This is a genomic window from Pseudomonas kielensis (assembly GCF_014236655.1).
Classification (GTDB): Bacteria; Pseudomonadota; Gammaproteobacteria; order Pseudomonadales; family Pseudomonadaceae; genus Aquipseudomonas; species Aquipseudomonas kielensis.
The window spans coordinates 1-13,114 of the sequence record NZ_JACMYG010000056.1; the positions used below are offsets into that span (position 1 = coordinate 1).

Annotated in this window: 20 protein-coding genes and 1 pseudogene; 20 read left to right on the forward strand and 1 reads right to left on the reverse strand. The window is 53.2% G+C overall.

The features are described from left to right. Positions 1 to 99: 99 nt before the first annotated feature. From H7995_RS27415 to H7995_RS27440, 6 genes are all read left to right on the forward strand, one after another. Complete coding sequence (locus tag H7995_RS27415; RefSeq protein WP_185819252.1) at positions 100 to 321, forward strand: hypothetical protein; 222 nt, start codon at positions 100 to 102, stop codon at positions 319 to 321. A gap of 48 nt (positions 322 to 369) precedes the next feature. Next, the gene (locus H7995_RS27420; protein ID WP_185819253.1) at positions 370 to 531 is read left to right on the forward strand and encodes a hypothetical protein; all 162 of its coding nucleotides are present in this window, start codon (positions 370 to 372) and stop codon (positions 529 to 531) included. Between the two features lie 262 nt (positions 532 to 793). Beyond that, positions 794 to 1,117 carry a hypothetical protein gene (locus tag H7995_RS27425; protein ID WP_116894790.1) on the forward strand — a complete coding sequence of 108 codons (324 nt, stop codon included), beginning with the start codon at positions 794 to 796 and terminating at the stop codon, positions 1,115 to 1,117. Between the two features lie 173 nt (positions 1,118 to 1,290). Next, positions 1,291 to 1,542 carry a hypothetical protein gene (locus tag H7995_RS27430; protein WP_185819254.1) on the forward strand — a complete coding sequence of 84 codons (252 nt, stop codon included), beginning with the start codon at positions 1,291 to 1,293 and terminating at the stop codon, positions 1,540 to 1,542. Between the two features lie 108 nt (positions 1,543 to 1,650). Next, positions 1,651 to 2,028, forward strand: a complete 378-nt coding sequence (locus H7995_RS27435) for a hypothetical protein (RefSeq protein WP_185819255.1) — start codon at positions 1,651 to 1,653, stop codon at positions 2,026 to 2,028. 790 nt (positions 2,029 to 2,818) lie between these two features. Next, positions 2,819 to 3,142 carry a hypothetical protein gene (locus tag H7995_RS27440; RefSeq protein WP_185819256.1) on the forward strand — a complete coding sequence of 108 codons (324 nt, stop codon included), beginning with the start codon at positions 2,819 to 2,821 and terminating at the stop codon, positions 3,140 to 3,142. Positions 3,143 to 3,406: 264 nt separating this feature from the next. On the opposite strand, the gene H7995_RS27445 is transcribed toward H7995_RS27440, so the two are convergent. Further along, on the reverse strand, positions 3,407 to 4,024 hold the full coding sequence (locus H7995_RS27445; RefSeq protein WP_185819257.1) for a hypothetical protein: 618 nt from the start codon (positions 4,022 to 4,024) through the stop codon (positions 3,407 to 3,409). Between the two features lie 162 nt (positions 4,025 to 4,186). Between H7995_RS27445 and H7995_RS27450 the strand changes: the two genes are divergently transcribed. The 14 genes and pseudogenes from H7995_RS27450 to H7995_RS27515 all read left to right on the forward strand — a co-directional run. After that, on the forward strand, positions 4,187 to 4,633 hold the full coding sequence (locus H7995_RS27450; protein ID WP_185819258.1) for a hypothetical protein: 447 nt from the start codon (positions 4,187 to 4,189) through the stop codon (positions 4,631 to 4,633). After that, positions 4,630 to 4,860 carry a hypothetical protein gene (locus H7995_RS27455; RefSeq protein ID WP_185819259.1) on the forward strand — a complete coding sequence of 77 codons (231 nt, stop codon included), beginning with the start codon at positions 4,630 to 4,632 and terminating at the stop codon, positions 4,858 to 4,860. The genes H7995_RS27450 and H7995_RS27455 overlap by 4 nt, the downstream gene beginning before the upstream one ends. Positions 4,861 to 5,047: 187 nt before the next feature. Further along, a complete protein-coding gene (locus H7995_RS27460) occupies positions 5,048 to 5,737 on the forward strand; it encodes a hypothetical protein (protein WP_185819260.1) in 690 nt (229 codons plus the stop codon). A gap of 86 nt (positions 5,738 to 5,823) precedes the next feature. After that, a complete protein-coding gene (locus H7995_RS27465; RefSeq protein ID WP_185819261.1) occupies positions 5,824 to 6,396 on the forward strand; it encodes a hypothetical protein in 573 nt (190 codons plus the stop codon). Positions 6,397 to 6,485: 89 nt separating this feature from the next. Further along, the gene (locus H7995_RS27470; protein ID WP_185819270.1) at positions 6,486 to 6,803 is read left to right on the forward strand and encodes a hypothetical protein; all 318 of its coding nucleotides are present in this window, start codon (positions 6,486 to 6,488) and stop codon (positions 6,801 to 6,803) included. Positions 6,804 to 6,892: 89 nt separating this feature from the next. After that, positions 6,893 to 7,114 (forward strand): hypothetical protein, encoded by a 222-nt coding sequence (locus H7995_RS27475; RefSeq protein WP_185819262.1) that lies wholly within the window; start codon positions 6,893 to 6,895, stop codon positions 7,112 to 7,114. Positions 7,115 to 7,401: 287 nt separating this feature from the next. After that, complete coding sequence (locus H7995_RS27480; protein ID WP_185819263.1) at positions 7,402 to 7,638, forward strand: hypothetical protein; 237 nt, start codon at positions 7,402 to 7,404, stop codon at positions 7,636 to 7,638. Positions 7,639 to 7,725: 87 nt separating this feature from the next. After that, positions 7,726 to 8,028: a hypothetical protein gene (locus H7995_RS27485; protein WP_244647835.1), complete on the forward strand. Its 303-nt coding sequence runs from the start codon at positions 7,726 to 7,728 to the stop codon at positions 8,026 to 8,028. Between the two features lie 25 nt (positions 8,029 to 8,053). Then, the gene (locus tag H7995_RS27490; RefSeq protein ID WP_185819264.1) at positions 8,054 to 9,148 is read left to right on the forward strand and encodes a hypothetical protein; all 1,095 of its coding nucleotides are present in this window, start codon (positions 8,054 to 8,056) and stop codon (positions 9,146 to 9,148) included. A gap of 256 nt (positions 9,149 to 9,404) precedes the next feature. After that, positions 9,405 to 9,587, forward strand: coding sequence for a hypothetical protein (locus tag H7995_RS27495; RefSeq protein ID WP_185819265.1), 183 nt, complete (start codon positions 9,405 to 9,407; stop codon positions 9,585 to 9,587). Beyond that, entirely contained in the window at positions 9,584 to 9,931 is a 348-nt protein-coding gene (locus H7995_RS27500; RefSeq protein ID WP_185819266.1) for a hypothetical protein, read from the forward strand. The genes H7995_RS27495 and H7995_RS27500 overlap by 4 nt, the downstream gene beginning before the upstream one ends. 1,014 nt (positions 9,932 to 10,945) lie before the next feature. After that, positions 10,946 to 11,440: a DUF6998 domain-containing protein gene (locus tag H7995_RS27505; RefSeq protein ID WP_185819267.1), complete on the forward strand. Its 495-nt coding sequence runs from the start codon at positions 10,946 to 10,948 to the stop codon at positions 11,438 to 11,440. Positions 11,441 to 11,814: 374 nt separating this feature from the next. After that, positions 11,815 to 12,435 (forward strand): hypothetical protein, encoded by a 621-nt coding sequence (locus H7995_RS27510; protein ID WP_185819268.1) that lies wholly within the window; start codon positions 11,815 to 11,817, stop codon positions 12,433 to 12,435. A 49-nt stretch (positions 12,436 to 12,484) separates the two neighbouring features. Further along, a pseudogene (locus H7995_RS27515) lies at positions 12,485 to 13,114 on the forward strand (site-specific integrase); the annotation flags it as partial.

Here is a 13,114-nt window from a genome sequence, read left to right on the forward strand (position 1 = left end):
ACTGAAATGCTCGCGATCGACCGTGCAGGTGGATTGGACTCGAACTGATTTTCAACTCACAAACCCGGGCTGGCGGTGCCCGCCCTCAGGAGCATGTAAATGGCTAACTTCACGAGCGTCATGGTCCAGCAGGACTATCGAAACTTGCACGGAGAACTGATCGCAACGGTCGGAGCAAAGGGGACTATCAGGTCTGAAGATCGCGGCAAGCTGGGAATAGATTTCACTGATGACACTAGCGGTTGCTTCGTCGCAGTCGATGCCTGCGGCCGGAAATTCCATGAGATCCCTTGCCACAACATCAAATACCTCTACTCGTAACGACTACCTGCTCCGGCCGGTACCCCGGGCATTCCAAGGACAACGACGATGAATAGTTCCAGAGTCATCAAAAACTATCTGAAAGGTCTGTTCATGAAGCGCGTCATGGCGGACAAAGGTTGGACCAAAGAGGAGGCTGCACGCCATCTTGAAAACTTTGTGAACTGCGGCAAGCAGATCTCGGTTTCGCAATACCTTAAAGATCTTTGAGGTCAACCGCGCAGCTTGCTGGGCGACTTCAGATAACGTTACACCCACCCTCGGCCATGCCGGGGGTTTTTTTGTACTTGTGTGGAGTACGAAATAGGCGATAAGGCCAATCGAAGAGGGTAAACAACCGCGTTCGATCTGTGCAACCGCAGAACTTTCCGTGAGGTCTGCCCCGATGGGCTGGGTCGGCCACTGCTGGTCGGCAGTTCGCTCGGCGGGTATTCTCGAAATGCAACCCACAGCCACTCAATGAGAACGACACATGCCCAAAATAATCGACCAAGGCCGAGATGCCTTCGAGTTCTTAACCCATGACCAAGCCGACCGCACCGGCATTGCCTGCGCACGCATCGCCCGTTCACTTGCGCAGGACGTTGATCCTGAAGCACTCGCCGTGCAATTAACTGCGAATGAGCGCAAGAACAATCCCGCCAACCCGGAAACAGTGACAGTCGACGACGTGCATAGTGCTGCGAAGCTTCACCGTCTGAACAGTCGTCGTCAGGTGTACCCGCAGACCCAGGCTGCCGAACTGGAGAAGGTGGCAAACCAGCAAGAGGATTATCACCCGGTGTATCAGAACTGACCTGCCCTAATGGCGAGTTACTCATAGCCCTCCGTCATCGAGCATGCCGGGGGCTTTTTATTGGCGCGTCACAGGATATTTTCCATGACCTTCGGTCGGTGATTCTGCGAGGGCTCCAGAGGCATCACTAAACTTGAAGCTCACCCTTCAAGATATGCAGGAGCGTCGCTGCGATGAATGCCCCTGATCCGCAAGCGATAGATGCTGATGTCAATCACCAGATCGATAGCGTGGATGACTGCGATAGCGTTGAGTCGATGCGTGATACTCGCCTGTACATCAAGGGCTACCTGGACGCCCTATTCAAGTATCAAACCATCAACGCTTCCACCTACCATGACTACCAGAAAGCGCTGGATGATCGGTTGAGCAAGCGATTAGACGCGATCGGCGAAGATCCGTATGTGACCGTAACCTACCCATAAGTTCTGCTGTATGGGCAGCAACTCTCCTGATCACCGGTTTCATGGTGTGTTCTTGTTTCCTGTTCGACATCTCCGGGCGCAAGTAAAATTTCCCACGGAGAGAACACGATGACCCCAGCAACGCACAGCGAGCCATTCCAAATCAAGCTTCACAGCTCCGCGCATGGTTTTCGCGATTACGACGTGATCGGGCATCCGACTCTGCGTCGCGCCTGCGTCCCCCTCAACATTCGCCGCGGCGAGAACTTCAATGTCTACCACTGCGAAAGCAGTAAGTCAGGCACAAAATGGTTAGGCAATCTGGAAAAGTCGCTGGCGGCCTGGAGCGCGAACGAGCTCAAAACTGCGCCTGTACCGGCATTGAGGCTTCGTGTTCTTCTGAACGCCAATGGTCGAACGTCCATGTCATGCAATGCCCGGCTCTTCAGGCATCACCTGGTTGTCAGTGGCGATAGCGGTCCGTGCTGCAAAGTCGAATTCTACTGATCAGCATCTCGTTTCGCAGCTTTAACGCAACACTACCCCCCCGGCCGAGGCTGGGGGTTTTTCATTGTTTGGGGGGTATAAAAGGGTCTTAGCCCTGGGCTTCCAGTTGCTTCGTTATGGTCGGCGGTCGTTGCACGCTGGCGCCGCGGTTGGAAAGTGCAGAGTGGTTGTGATGGTGGGGCGAAAAGTCAGCCCGATTAAGCTGTCACCCTGAATAAGCTGACAAAGCTCCCTGCCAGCACAACCACTCCGCATGTTTGTATATTGCCACACCTACATGAGTTTCGAGATGCGTCGGATTTGAAGTTCTGGTCCCTATTGATTGGTGAACAGATCTGCACTTGCTACAAACGTGTGCGAAAATAGGTTGGCTGATTTAAAGGTTGGAGTTTTGCGGTTTGGTAATTCACTCCTCAACTGGTGGCAGTGATGTCGCCTGTGGACGCAACAATCACAATCTCAGCTGCACTACCGATTCCGGTTTGGTTACTTGTAAATCATGCCAGCGATCTTTGGTCAAGCTGGTACCGGCGCCGGCACCAAGTTTCCGCCGAAGGTAAATCCGAGATATCGCATAAGGCCCCGAGCAAACAGAACAACGAGAGTGGTTTCTGTTTCAAGGACAGTTGGCGGGTGCGCCAGGTGGCGCTACCGAATCGGTGCCGTCTACCGCGTGGGTCGGCAACACAAAGTTTCGTGTGAAAGAATGGTGGGCGTCCGCGCTCACCTCGAGGCCTCGCTCGCTGGCAACATTGAGCGACAGCCGCCACTCAGTTATGGAGCTCTGACAATGAGCAGCGGATTCACCGAGGACGAAATGCGCCGGGCCTTAGGCCTGACCGCGGCACATGCGTGTCCTTCCACTCCTCAGGCACCCGTGCCGGCGACAAAAGTGAAATCTGAACCCCGGGTTACGGGTAGCAAGCTTAAACCCCGGTCCCCCAAGCTCCGGGTGACACTACTTGTCAGCAAGGAATTTGAGGGTGAGACCGTCGAGTTCACTCATGATGCCGATACATTGAGCCAGTTCGATGCCGAGCAGGAGGCCAAGACGTTGGCCAAGAAGGAGAAGTACCGCTTTTTCGAAGTGGTATCAATCAAGGCCATCGGGTAGTGCTGCTGCGGTATGGTCGCTTCAACCTGTCGCCTGGCCGGGCAGGTTGCACTTTTAGCTGGTGCGGTAGGATGTCCGCAGTCGAAAACCGGCCCATTAAGCTGGTTTTTTCCACTGGCTTCCCGGCTGGGGTGAAATGCACTCGCCATGACCATCCGTTAGCATTGCACATGTCCACCCAGAACCAGGATGACCCGAAGTCGGTTAACTTCGGGCTGGGCATTACCTACGCGAGAGGGGCTGAGCGCGAGCAATGAACCGCGGTTAGATTTTCACAGGCGCGGAGAGAATACTCGGGTCGAGTACAATCAACAGCGGGTAGGTAACTCCGCTTTGTAGCTCGTGACCTGCAACGGCCTGATAGCCCGCTGCAATTGCTGCATCCACGATGTCTTCGATGCAGTCACGCGTTGTTTTCTGGATGTGGTTAAAGCTTACAATGCCTTCTGGAGTGTCACGCTCATACATGGCGAGGTACTGCATCGTTTTCATCTGCTGCTCCTCATGTTCTCTGTGCGCATATTTCATGATCGCGCCTGTCTGCCAACCAGCTTCCCAGTGTTGCTGATACTCAGCTTGAATATTGGTTTTACCTGGGCGGCACTGCATTACGCGCTTTCGAAAACTCTCCGACTCTTGAGTTGTACACGTCACGCCGGGCTTAGACAGATCCAGCACATTTGACCCCGCCTTGATCGTCGATTGGTAAACATTGGCGCCGCTCCCCGAACTCCCCGAACTCCCTTCAGCGAACGAGCGGTTCGAGGTGAAAAATAGGGCTTTGTGAAGTGGCATAGGACCTTTGATGCCGCCACGGCCATTTAGTGTCCATGCAGTGATCGTCGATGTTGTTCCGTGAAGCCATTTTGTAGAGAAATTCACTATCCCTTCCTTATGCGGTCGCCTAAGGCGGCGATTTTACCTTTTTCTGAAGCGAGTGTTTCAGCGTAAAAGATGGCTCCCTGTGTACGGTGAGTCGGTAAATTTCTGAGTCGGTGTTCGGCATCTCCTGCCACGAAGTTAATTCCAACGGAGATGTTCACGATGACCACTATGCAAACTCAAGGTGAGACCTCAAACCCGATTAAGACCAGCATCAAGACTTCCGCGTTGCTGCTACTTGATGGATTGCCTTACCGGTACGGCGAGTTTTTAAACGACCTTCAAGCGCAAATGTCACCGATGGAGCGAGGCCAAATGTTCTTCGAGGTGCGGCTTGCGGTCCAGGAACTGATTGATGAGGGCACGTTGGCAGTGCTCGAATTCAAAACGCCGCAGAGAACGGGAAAACTCATTGTCCCAGCTGGCTTCAGCTGGTCCCTGGAATCTGGCACGCCAAATAAGGGCATCAATGCCCTTGAGGCCTTAAACGCTGAAAACTGGTTGGATGAGGACTCTTCGGATACCGACGGGTTGACTGACGCGAAAGAGCAGGCGCGGGCGTGCCTTGCAGAGCACCACGCAGCGGTTAAGCAAGGAGCTCCAGTATGAAATTCGACATCAATAAGGCCTCTGCTCAGCTTCTTGCTTCGTCCGCAGTGATTGACGACATTGACGATGCCGTCAGAGCCATCCAGGACACTTGCTTCATAGAAACTGGGGACGTAGCGGGTGTGTTTTTCAGTGGCGTTGAGTGGTCCGAATTGAACGAGCGACAGCGGTTGCGCATGCTGCTCGCCTACGTGGATTACGAGCAACTTTGCAGCGAGCGCGCTTGAAGGTGTTGGAACACATTCAGGCCATGCGCAACGAAATGACATTTGCTTGAGTTTGAACGCAGTACCCACCCCGGCCTCTCTGGTCGGGGTTTTTTTATGTGCGTCAACCGTGTGGCGCCGGCCTACCAGCTGATTGGATCTGTGGCTGGGACGAGCTCTTTGGTGATGTTGGCCATCCTAAAAGGATGTGTCTGGCTACCCGGCGCAGGCTGCGCCGCTGGTCTGCCTATCGGTGTTACCTGAGTTTGCAGACTATGTTCAAAATATCGCTTTGGAGGTTTATCGCATGGCCGTACACGTGTTCCATAAAGCCTCCATAGGGGGCTTACAATTTGAAGCGTTCATCCTGGATAGTGAGCCGCGCATCTCTTGCCGAGATCCATATCGAAACCAATGCCGCAGTTTGGCTTTGGGCGTCTCTTATCTTCGATTCTTCAGCCCGGATTTTCCAAGCACTGGTGAGGAGGGATGGTGGTTTGCGAAATACGGCCAAGACGCCTTGATCGATCTGACAAAACTCAGTCAGGTTCAAGTGCTTGAGTTGGCGCACGAATTCGGGCTCCCTTTTTGGGTAGCTCCCTTCGGTTCGGATGATTTCTATTGCATGGCAGCCTTCTACCACGGGAAGGCGTGGGATGGGCTCAAGAGCTGGGTGCATGCTCATCCGCGAATCGCCCAAAAATTGAGTCTTGGCACGGCGTATTACCTGCCGTGCTGGTATTACATTGCCGTTGGCCTAAGACCAATTTTTGAAGTTAAACCGAACAGTGAGAGAGACGAATACCTCGCACAACTGGGCCGACATGGCTCAACATTTTATATTCCCCAGCACCTGGAGCCAGTCCCGGTTCAGACGCCGAATGGATCCCAGGACTAGACGTTAACCGCTGGAGTCCGATTAAAGCTTTACAGGTGCGTTAAACGCACCTATATTTTCCCCAAAGCTATCCTTTGGGAAAAAACATGAGCGTCTACTTCATCCCCCTGTTCACACTCTCGGATATCATCGATGCGCCAGGTGAGTACCTCACCTGTGGCGGCGACCGCGTCATGATCGATCGTGCATCAACCCGGCATGATTATGGCTGTGTCGGCTCCTACGTGGCATGCGGGACGGCTGATAAGTGGCATAAAAGCGGGCGGATCCTCGCAACATCTGAAACCCGGAACGACATTGTCCAAAAGGCACCGAGCGAGGGGGCGCAGGTGTCTGCACAGGCAGGACCGAACGGTGTCAGCGAGTCAGTAATGGCCAATGAGACCATTGGAGTTCAGGCTTCTCTGCCGACGTGGGCGCAGAAGATCAAGGCCATCAAGAGGGCTGCCGAGACAGTGGGCCAGCGAGCCGTTCGCGAGGTCAATCGCAACCTGGCAGAAGGCGTCGAGCACATGGAGTACAAGGACTTCGAGGAGTTCGACTGTTCCTGCGAGCAGGAATATATTTTCGGCGAAGCCGTCCACCTCATCGAGGAGCTGGACCTGCCTTTCGATGCAGCTCTAAAGGTGGTGATGGCCGAGGAAAGTCAAACTGCCTGACCCCAACCCGCCCTGGTGCGCCGGGGCCTGTCGAAAGCTGATTTTCTCAAGTCTGCTTTCTACAGCCTTTTCGTCAATGGAAGAACACAATGGCCCCCGATACCATCACCCTGGCTCGCGCATTGGTTGAGCGTGCCTACCAACAGATGATCCACGCGGCGTCTGCATTCAAGGCTGCCAAGCCTGTCCGTGATGAGTTGCGTGCTGCGCTTGCATTGCCACCCACCAGTACGTCAGTTGTGCCAGCGGAACTGGTGCATGATCTGGAGGGCATTGCGGTCGGTCGAACTGCGCACGTGTTCAACGGCTCGTGTCCTGACCAGGTTGAAGGGGAAATGGTCCGTGACGATGAATGCCCAGCCTGCCGGATCCTTTTGCGGCTCGATGCCCACAAAAGAGCAGTGTAGATCTCCATTTCGTGACCCAACAGCTCCGAGCTCTGCGATTGCGGGGCTGCGACCGTAAATGAACAACCCAGAAATAGGACTGATTCACGATGTCATCACTCAAACCGCTCAGTGATTTTGAGCATGGATTCGTTGTCGCCGCCGCCGCGGCGTCCCGGCTGGGCGATCCAAACCTGGCTGCAAAGATGCTTGGCCAAGCTGGTTTTCAGGGACTGGATTGCTCGGAACTGAATGAGGCCGATAAGCAGCAGCTGCATTTGGTGAATCAGCAACCCGGCATGAAGTTGATAGGCCTCAGTAAGCCCAACTGATTTCACATAGGTTCGTAAGTGATCCTATCGCGGCCCCCGGCAGTGGCGATTGCTCCCCCAAACTGATCACGGAGCTACAGACACATGGAAACACCAGTGACGATTGAACAAATGATTCTTGAGGGCTCCTGTACCGCTGCCTGGGCGTCGAACGCGGGTTACAAGTGGGATGCTCGTGTGGTCGGCGGAGACGCGCTTGCGAAGCGCAAGAGGTGGCTTAAATTGCAGGCCAGTACCACGATGCTTTAACCCGTTGCGTAAGGCCGCCAATGGCGCCAGGAGTACCCATGCAGTACACCCAATGGATTGCAGTCGTTGCCGATCGCCTTATCGAACTTGGAGTACCCGCCGATGAGGTCAATGAGGAAGTAATCGATTTCCCCTGGTTCATGGACCGGCATGAAGACGAAGCCTTGGCGAGGGTAACTGCCGACGAGTACTTCCATCTCCTCATGAACGTCGGGCTGGATGATTCGCTGGTAGAAACCGAGCCAAGTGCGCACAACCCTGAAGAGCCGTTCTGACCCCTAATCGCCCCCGAGTTTTGCGCGTGACAACGGCAAATCCCCCTGACTAGAATAGGTGCATTAATCGCACCATCGAGCAGTTCAATGACCACTTTTGTTAGTTATCCCAAAGGCGACCTGCGTCGCATGCTTTCTGTGCTAGCTGCGATTGACTCCATTCCTGATGCGACCGTGGTGAAGATCAAAGAAAGGACAGGTATTGATAATAAGACAGTCATCAATCTGATTGCCCAGGCAGGTGAGCAAGCGGGGGTCCAGGTAGCGAAGACCGGCCCGGTCTACACGCTAGAAGATTGGGGCCCAATTTTTAAGCGTGAAGGTGCGAAAATGGTTCTGGCAGGTGCGTTGGCGGAGCCGTTCACTTCCCCTATTTTTTCTGAAAGATGATCGCGGGCCTTATATGGGTATTGTCATGAATGACGTGTTGTTCATTGCAGCGATCGGCAGAGATGCGTTGTTCATCCGGGTAGCCAACCGCTCAGACAAACCGTTTACCCTCGACTGCAATCTTGATAGCCGGGGAAGTCACGCATACCTGGAGCTACCACGACACTATCAAACTCTTCGTGGGGCCAAATCTGCTGCTGCCAAATTGTTTGGCGGTGGGCTGGAATGGAAGGCTCCGGAAGCTGCGGCTGGGACGATAGATCGGTTAGCTGACAATGAGTCGAACGCGGCCGGCGGCGTCCTGTCGTCAGCGTGCAACGATAGTATTGAGAGTCCGCCTGTGGCACCGACAAATGAGGTCCTTAATCGTGCTTGCGAGGATTTCGAGCATTACATCAAGTACATCCTCGAGCCTGCAAAGGCCGATCTTGAGGAAAAGGTCAGGAAGAATGAGATCTCGCTCCACCAGGCATTCGGCGCAAACCTGATTTTGGCTCACAGTGTTGATTACTTGCAGGCGGTGCGGGCGGCCGACGGGATAACAGAATCACGCAGAGAATTGGTCACAACGTTTGATGCAATGTTCTCCGTTCCCGGGGCGTATCTGGCCAATCGAAAAATGGAACTGGTCGATGGGATCAACAATGCCCTCAAGCATATTCGAATTAACCCGGCAAGGTATAAAGGTCTGGGCGATCGTTACGGGCAGATCTCGTTCCAGAGCCTTATCGAGGACGATGGACGAATTCTTTGCCACCTTGATGAGTACCGATTCGATTACTGTCGCGTGGTGCTCTTACCTGCGCTTAAGGCTTTGTCGAGCTGGGACTTTGAAGGGCCTGATGACGTTGTGAGTTTCGCGAGGGGCGAGTTCACCGTTGCGGAGAGTTCCTGGTATCCCGATATCTACGATCCCGATGATCCTTCAACGGCGATTGATCAAATGATCGAGCTCTGCAATCCCCCCTGCATCAACTGTGATCAGATGCATGATGATTGTCTCTGCGAAAAGTACGTGTTTGCCGGTGAAAGTGGCCGATTCGAACCTGCGTACTCTCCCAGTGCCGGCGAGATTGATGAGTTGATGAGCCACATATCGCCCTCATACAGTCGATCATAGACAGGTGGGAGGACTCACGGATTGGGGTCACCTTTTTGGAGAATCACAATATTCACTTACAGCCTGCTAAAGAACAATGCTGGGATCGTACTAACGGGTGATTAGGAAACGCCAGCGTGTGTCGGAACGTCGATGAGGTTCTTCTGTGTGGGCCACGTAAAACTTCATCTGGTAGAACAGCATTTAGGTCGAGCCATTTCTAAGCCTGTGTGGCGCATCTCTCTGATACGAAGTGAATTCTCAGGGAGATGTAACCATGCAAAACGAGCGCTTTCAGCTACGCCCCAGTTCCAGTTCAAAAAAACCGTGGTGTGTTGAGGACACCAAAGCGGACCCGGCTGAGGATCCAGTCATCTACCATTTTTCATCGAAGAAAAAAGCGGCCGACTTCAAATGTATGATGGATTCAGAGCATGCGACTCCCCAGGAGGGCGTATGAGTACTGTTGCCACTGAGGTCTACCAGCGAGGCGAATCGCGTTTCAACATGGTGGGGCAAAAGCTTCCAGATCACCTGCATATCACCGACAAGGTAATAACCCAGGGGTTGGCCTTTCGTTTGGCTCGTTATGCACTGCAACGCCTTGATGTTGCCGGGTTCGCCAAGGTTGTCGAGGGTTGGAAACTCACCGTGTACACGATGGATGCTGAACTGCCTTCGAGTGATCGGTATTACTCAGTACGGTGGCAGAACGAATCGGGAGGCTACATTGACGTCAATGGAATCCTGACCCGTAGAGGGTGGCCATCGTTGGATCATGGCTATTCCATAGGGCACGAGTAACCGCTGTTCCCGCAAAACGTCAGGGGACCGGAATTCAACTTTTATTGAACGCGACACCCACCCCGACCGTCTTGAGATGGCCGGGGTTTTTTCATGCTGGTGCTTGGTTAAGGAGGGGCATGCGTGCGGCCGCCGAGTGTAAAGAAGCGGCTGAGAGGCATTTGAAACCTGACGCCATCCTTGAAACACAACATGTAGTGTAAATATGCCATTTTTGGTTGTTTTTTGAACAAAAAAACTGCCCGTCAAAATTTATGAAAAAAAATCTGCACCCGCGACATCCAGCCAAAGCCCTGTAAACCCTCGCTCCGACCGAAAAACCCTCCGTCTCGTCCGCTCCATGCGCGGATTCGCCCCACCACCGGCTGAAAAACATCCATATAATTGCGCCATATTCAGCGCAGCCACTACAGGCACTGAAGTACAACCTCAGCACCGCGAGTTGACTGGATTTCAAACGCCAACGACAGGCACAAAAAAACCGCCGTAGGAGGGCGGTTTCTTCGTAGCAAATCACGGTAGGAAGCCGGCTTGCTTGTTCACAGGGAACACTTGGTGCGTCGTCAAGCTTACACAGGTGGTACCACTACGCGCAATATTAGCGACTAGCGGTGCTGGTGGTTGCTCGGCCATTGATCTCGCAGCGCGGCATGATTCGCCACAAATTACGCATTAAGTTTGGCCCTCTCGACACGGATTAGGAACCCGTGCCGGATCGACTCGGGAGGCCTCAAATCCAGCCATTTCACAGGGAACACTTGGTGCAAGTTTTCCCGAAGGTGCGCGTGTTCCGGTAAGCGCACTGGAGATTGGCCCAACCAATGGGAGGGCCCAGTATGTACAAGTTTGCACGACGTACGTTGGACTCCGCATGGAGGGTGTTTCAAGCGTTTCGCTTGTACCACTTCCTGCGGGATCACTTAGACGACCTTTAAGGTCCACAGGTGGCCGCTTCAGCCTCGCTGGAGCGGTTTTTTTTTGTCCTAACCAGCACGCCATTAAGGGCAATTCACCATGACCCAACTCGATGTACAGATACCGCCCGAATCTGATCGTGCTGAGTTGCTAGAGCTTGTGAAACAGGCAAAACGCCTTGCCACCCGATATCAGCAGCTGACTGGGAAGCCGCTAGGTATCACCGGTGAAATTGCTGAATGTGAGGCTGCTGCGATCCTTGGTTTGGATCTGCATGCGGCGCGTACAGCCGGGTACGATGCCACTGAAATAAGGGATGGCAATCCTGTCCAGGTGCAAATCAAGGGGCGCGTGATTACCAACTTGAAGAGAATTGTTGGCAGGGTCGGCTCTATCGATCTCAGGCAGCCGTTCGACGTTGTTCAGTTGGTTCTGCTGGATTCCGACCTGAATGCATTCGCGATCTATGAGGCAGAACGACCTGCGATAGAAGAGTTGTTGACCAGGCCTGGCTCAAAAGCACGGAATGAGAGGGGATCAGTCGGAATATCTCAGTTCAAGGCGATCTCACGGTTGCGCTGGTCACGCCAGTAAAAACTCACCCTCGACGTTTTACCAGCCCCCCTTATCTTTGATTTGTGCAGGCGTAACCATCATTGGAGCTGCTCCATTGTTGGCGGCTTTGAAAATTGATTTCTGAGTGAAAGCACTAGCAACCCCGGGCGATGGCCTGGGGTTTTTTCGTTCTGGTGCTTGGTGAATGTGGGCTACATAGGTGGGGAGGATCGACTCTAAAAAAAGATTGCGTGTATTATCCTAGAGTAATACACTGAACCCCTCGACAGATAACCCCAGGACTGCCACCAACATAAACGTTCCGCTCATTCAGCTACTCCCTCAACCAGTTCAACTCACCTCGCCCGCGCAAGCGGGTTTTGGGCGTACGACCAAACATGTGAGCCTGAGCTATGACTGACCTCTCCCACGCCGCCGTGACCGGTGACCTCGTTGAAGACACCACCGATTTTTTTGCACCGGTATCCGCCGATGTCGTGGACGGTCTGATTGGCAGCTACCAGGCTGAACGTCAGCGCATCGAATACCTGCACGAGATGATGACCGGGGGCGGCTATAGCAGTGCGCTCTATCACTTCATGGAGGCCAATACTTCCGATCAGGGTCGCTACTACACCACCAACATTGCAAACCTCATGCAGCTGGAGCCTGCCATCGCGTCGTTGAACGCTTCCTACTGGGGGAGGGCGTTGGCGCTGACTGATGTCTATGACTGCATGCCGCAGAAACGGCGCCAGGAGTGGTCGGACCAGATCCGGAACCCAATGGGTAAAAAGGCAGAGCGACGTTTCCGTGCGGATGGGGACGGCGATGAAGAACGGTGGGCGATTCATCCGTTGCCTGAGTTCGAAGAGGCATCAGTGCGTTCGACGCTCAATGACCTGCTGCTGGCGCGTTCCCAATTCTTCGCCGAGCGCGTCGACGGGATCTTTAGAAATTTGTCAGGCGTATTCCATAAGTTAAACCCTTGGGTCGAATCGCTTAACAAGAAAGACATTGACAAGAAGCCTTGATTTTTAGCGCTTAACATCTAGGGTTGACTCAGTCCTTTGAGGGTGAGTCATGTCCTACTCAAATCGGCGTTACGAAGGTCGCCTCGTTCTCATCCCTCACGCGCAGAGCGCCTTCGCGACCCTGCATGTCGGTATCCAGCCCGTTGACTCAATTAAATCGGTACTTGAAGGGGCTGAAACCAAACAGCTCTACCAGGTTGAGGAAATCGGTTCTTCGTTTACCTCGGGAGATATCTACAATCTCCCGTTTCTGTTTCATAAGGAAGGTGAGCCTTGGCATGAAGCCAATTCATACCTTTTATCCTTGATTGAAAATAAAACGTTAAGCAATAGGCCTACCGATGATCTGCGCCGTCGAGCCAGCAAATTATTAGACTACTTGATCTACTGTGAAAGCGAAGGACTTAACTGGCTCGACTTTTCGGGGCGTCGCCCTGTGTTGAGACCTACATATAAGTATTTTGCTCATTTGATAAATCATAGTGGGCGTAGTTCGGCAGTCGTAAATCAATACACAGGCGTGGTATTTGATTTCTATAGATTTGTTTGTGCCAATTGGCATGACATTGACTTGCAGCGAGTAGATACAGTCAAGGAGGTAAAATTTTTAATTAAAAATGCTTACGGGGCCGCTAGGGTGATTACGGCTGAAAAGCGTAGTCAAACTAAATCAACGGTT

What these genes read in the sequence shown, in the direction of transcription:
- H7995_RS27415 (WP_185819252.1), top strand. Translation starts at nt 100, where the DNA reads ATGGCTAACTTCACGAGCGTCATGGTCCAGCAGGACTATCGAAACTTG.
- H7995_RS27420 (WP_185819253.1), top strand. Translation starts at nt 370, where the DNA reads ATGAATAGTTCCAGAGTCATCAAAAACTATCTGAAAGGTCTGTTCATG.
- H7995_RS27425 (WP_116894790.1), top strand. Translation starts at nt 794, where the DNA reads ATGCCCAAAATAATCGACCAAGGCCGAGATGCCTTCGAGTTCTTAACC.
- H7995_RS27430 (WP_185819254.1), top strand. Translation starts at nt 1,291, where the DNA reads ATGAATGCCCCTGATCCGCAAGCGATAGATGCTGATGTCAATCACCAG.
- H7995_RS27435 (WP_185819255.1), top strand. Translation starts at nt 1,651, where the DNA reads ATGACCCCAGCAACGCACAGCGAGCCATTCCAAATCAAGCTTCACAGC.
- H7995_RS27440 (WP_185819256.1), top strand. Translation starts at nt 2,819, where the DNA reads ATGAGCAGCGGATTCACCGAGGACGAAATGCGCCGGGCCTTAGGCCTG.
- H7995_RS27450 (WP_185819258.1), top strand. Translation starts at nt 4,187, where the DNA reads ATGACCACTATGCAAACTCAAGGTGAGACCTCAAACCCGATTAAGACC.
- H7995_RS27455 (WP_185819259.1), top strand. Translation starts at nt 4,630, where the DNA reads ATGAAATTCGACATCAATAAGGCCTCTGCTCAGCTTCTTGCTTCGTCC.
- H7995_RS27465 (WP_185819261.1), top strand. Translation starts at nt 5,824, where the DNA reads ATGAGCGTCTACTTCATCCCCCTGTTCACACTCTCGGATATCATCGAT.
- H7995_RS27470 (WP_185819270.1), top strand. Translation starts at nt 6,486, where the DNA reads ATGGCCCCCGATACCATCACCCTGGCTCGCGCATTGGTTGAGCGTGCC.
- H7995_RS27475 (WP_185819262.1), top strand. Translation starts at nt 6,893, where the DNA reads ATGTCATCACTCAAACCGCTCAGTGATTTTGAGCATGGATTCGTTGTC.
- H7995_RS27480 (WP_185819263.1), top strand. Translation starts at nt 7,402, where the DNA reads ATGCAGTACACCCAATGGATTGCAGTCGTTGCCGATCGCCTTATCGAA.
- H7995_RS27485 (WP_244647835.1), top strand. Translation starts at nt 7,726, where the DNA reads ATGACCACTTTTGTTAGTTATCCCAAAGGCGACCTGCGTCGCATGCTT.
- H7995_RS27490 (WP_185819264.1), top strand. Translation starts at nt 8,054, where the DNA reads ATGAATGACGTGTTGTTCATTGCAGCGATCGGCAGAGATGCGTTGTTC.
- H7995_RS27495 (WP_185819265.1), top strand. Translation starts at nt 9,405, where the DNA reads ATGCAAAACGAGCGCTTTCAGCTACGCCCCAGTTCCAGTTCAAAAAAA.
- H7995_RS27500 (WP_185819266.1), top strand. Translation starts at nt 9,584, where the DNA reads ATGAGTACTGTTGCCACTGAGGTCTACCAGCGAGGCGAATCGCGTTTC.
- H7995_RS27505 (WP_185819267.1), top strand. Translation starts at nt 10,946, where the DNA reads ATGACCCAACTCGATGTACAGATACCGCCCGAATCTGATCGTGCTGAG.
- H7995_RS27510 (WP_185819268.1), top strand. Translation starts at nt 11,815, where the DNA reads ATGACTGACCTCTCCCACGCCGCCGTGACCGGTGACCTCGTTGAAGAC.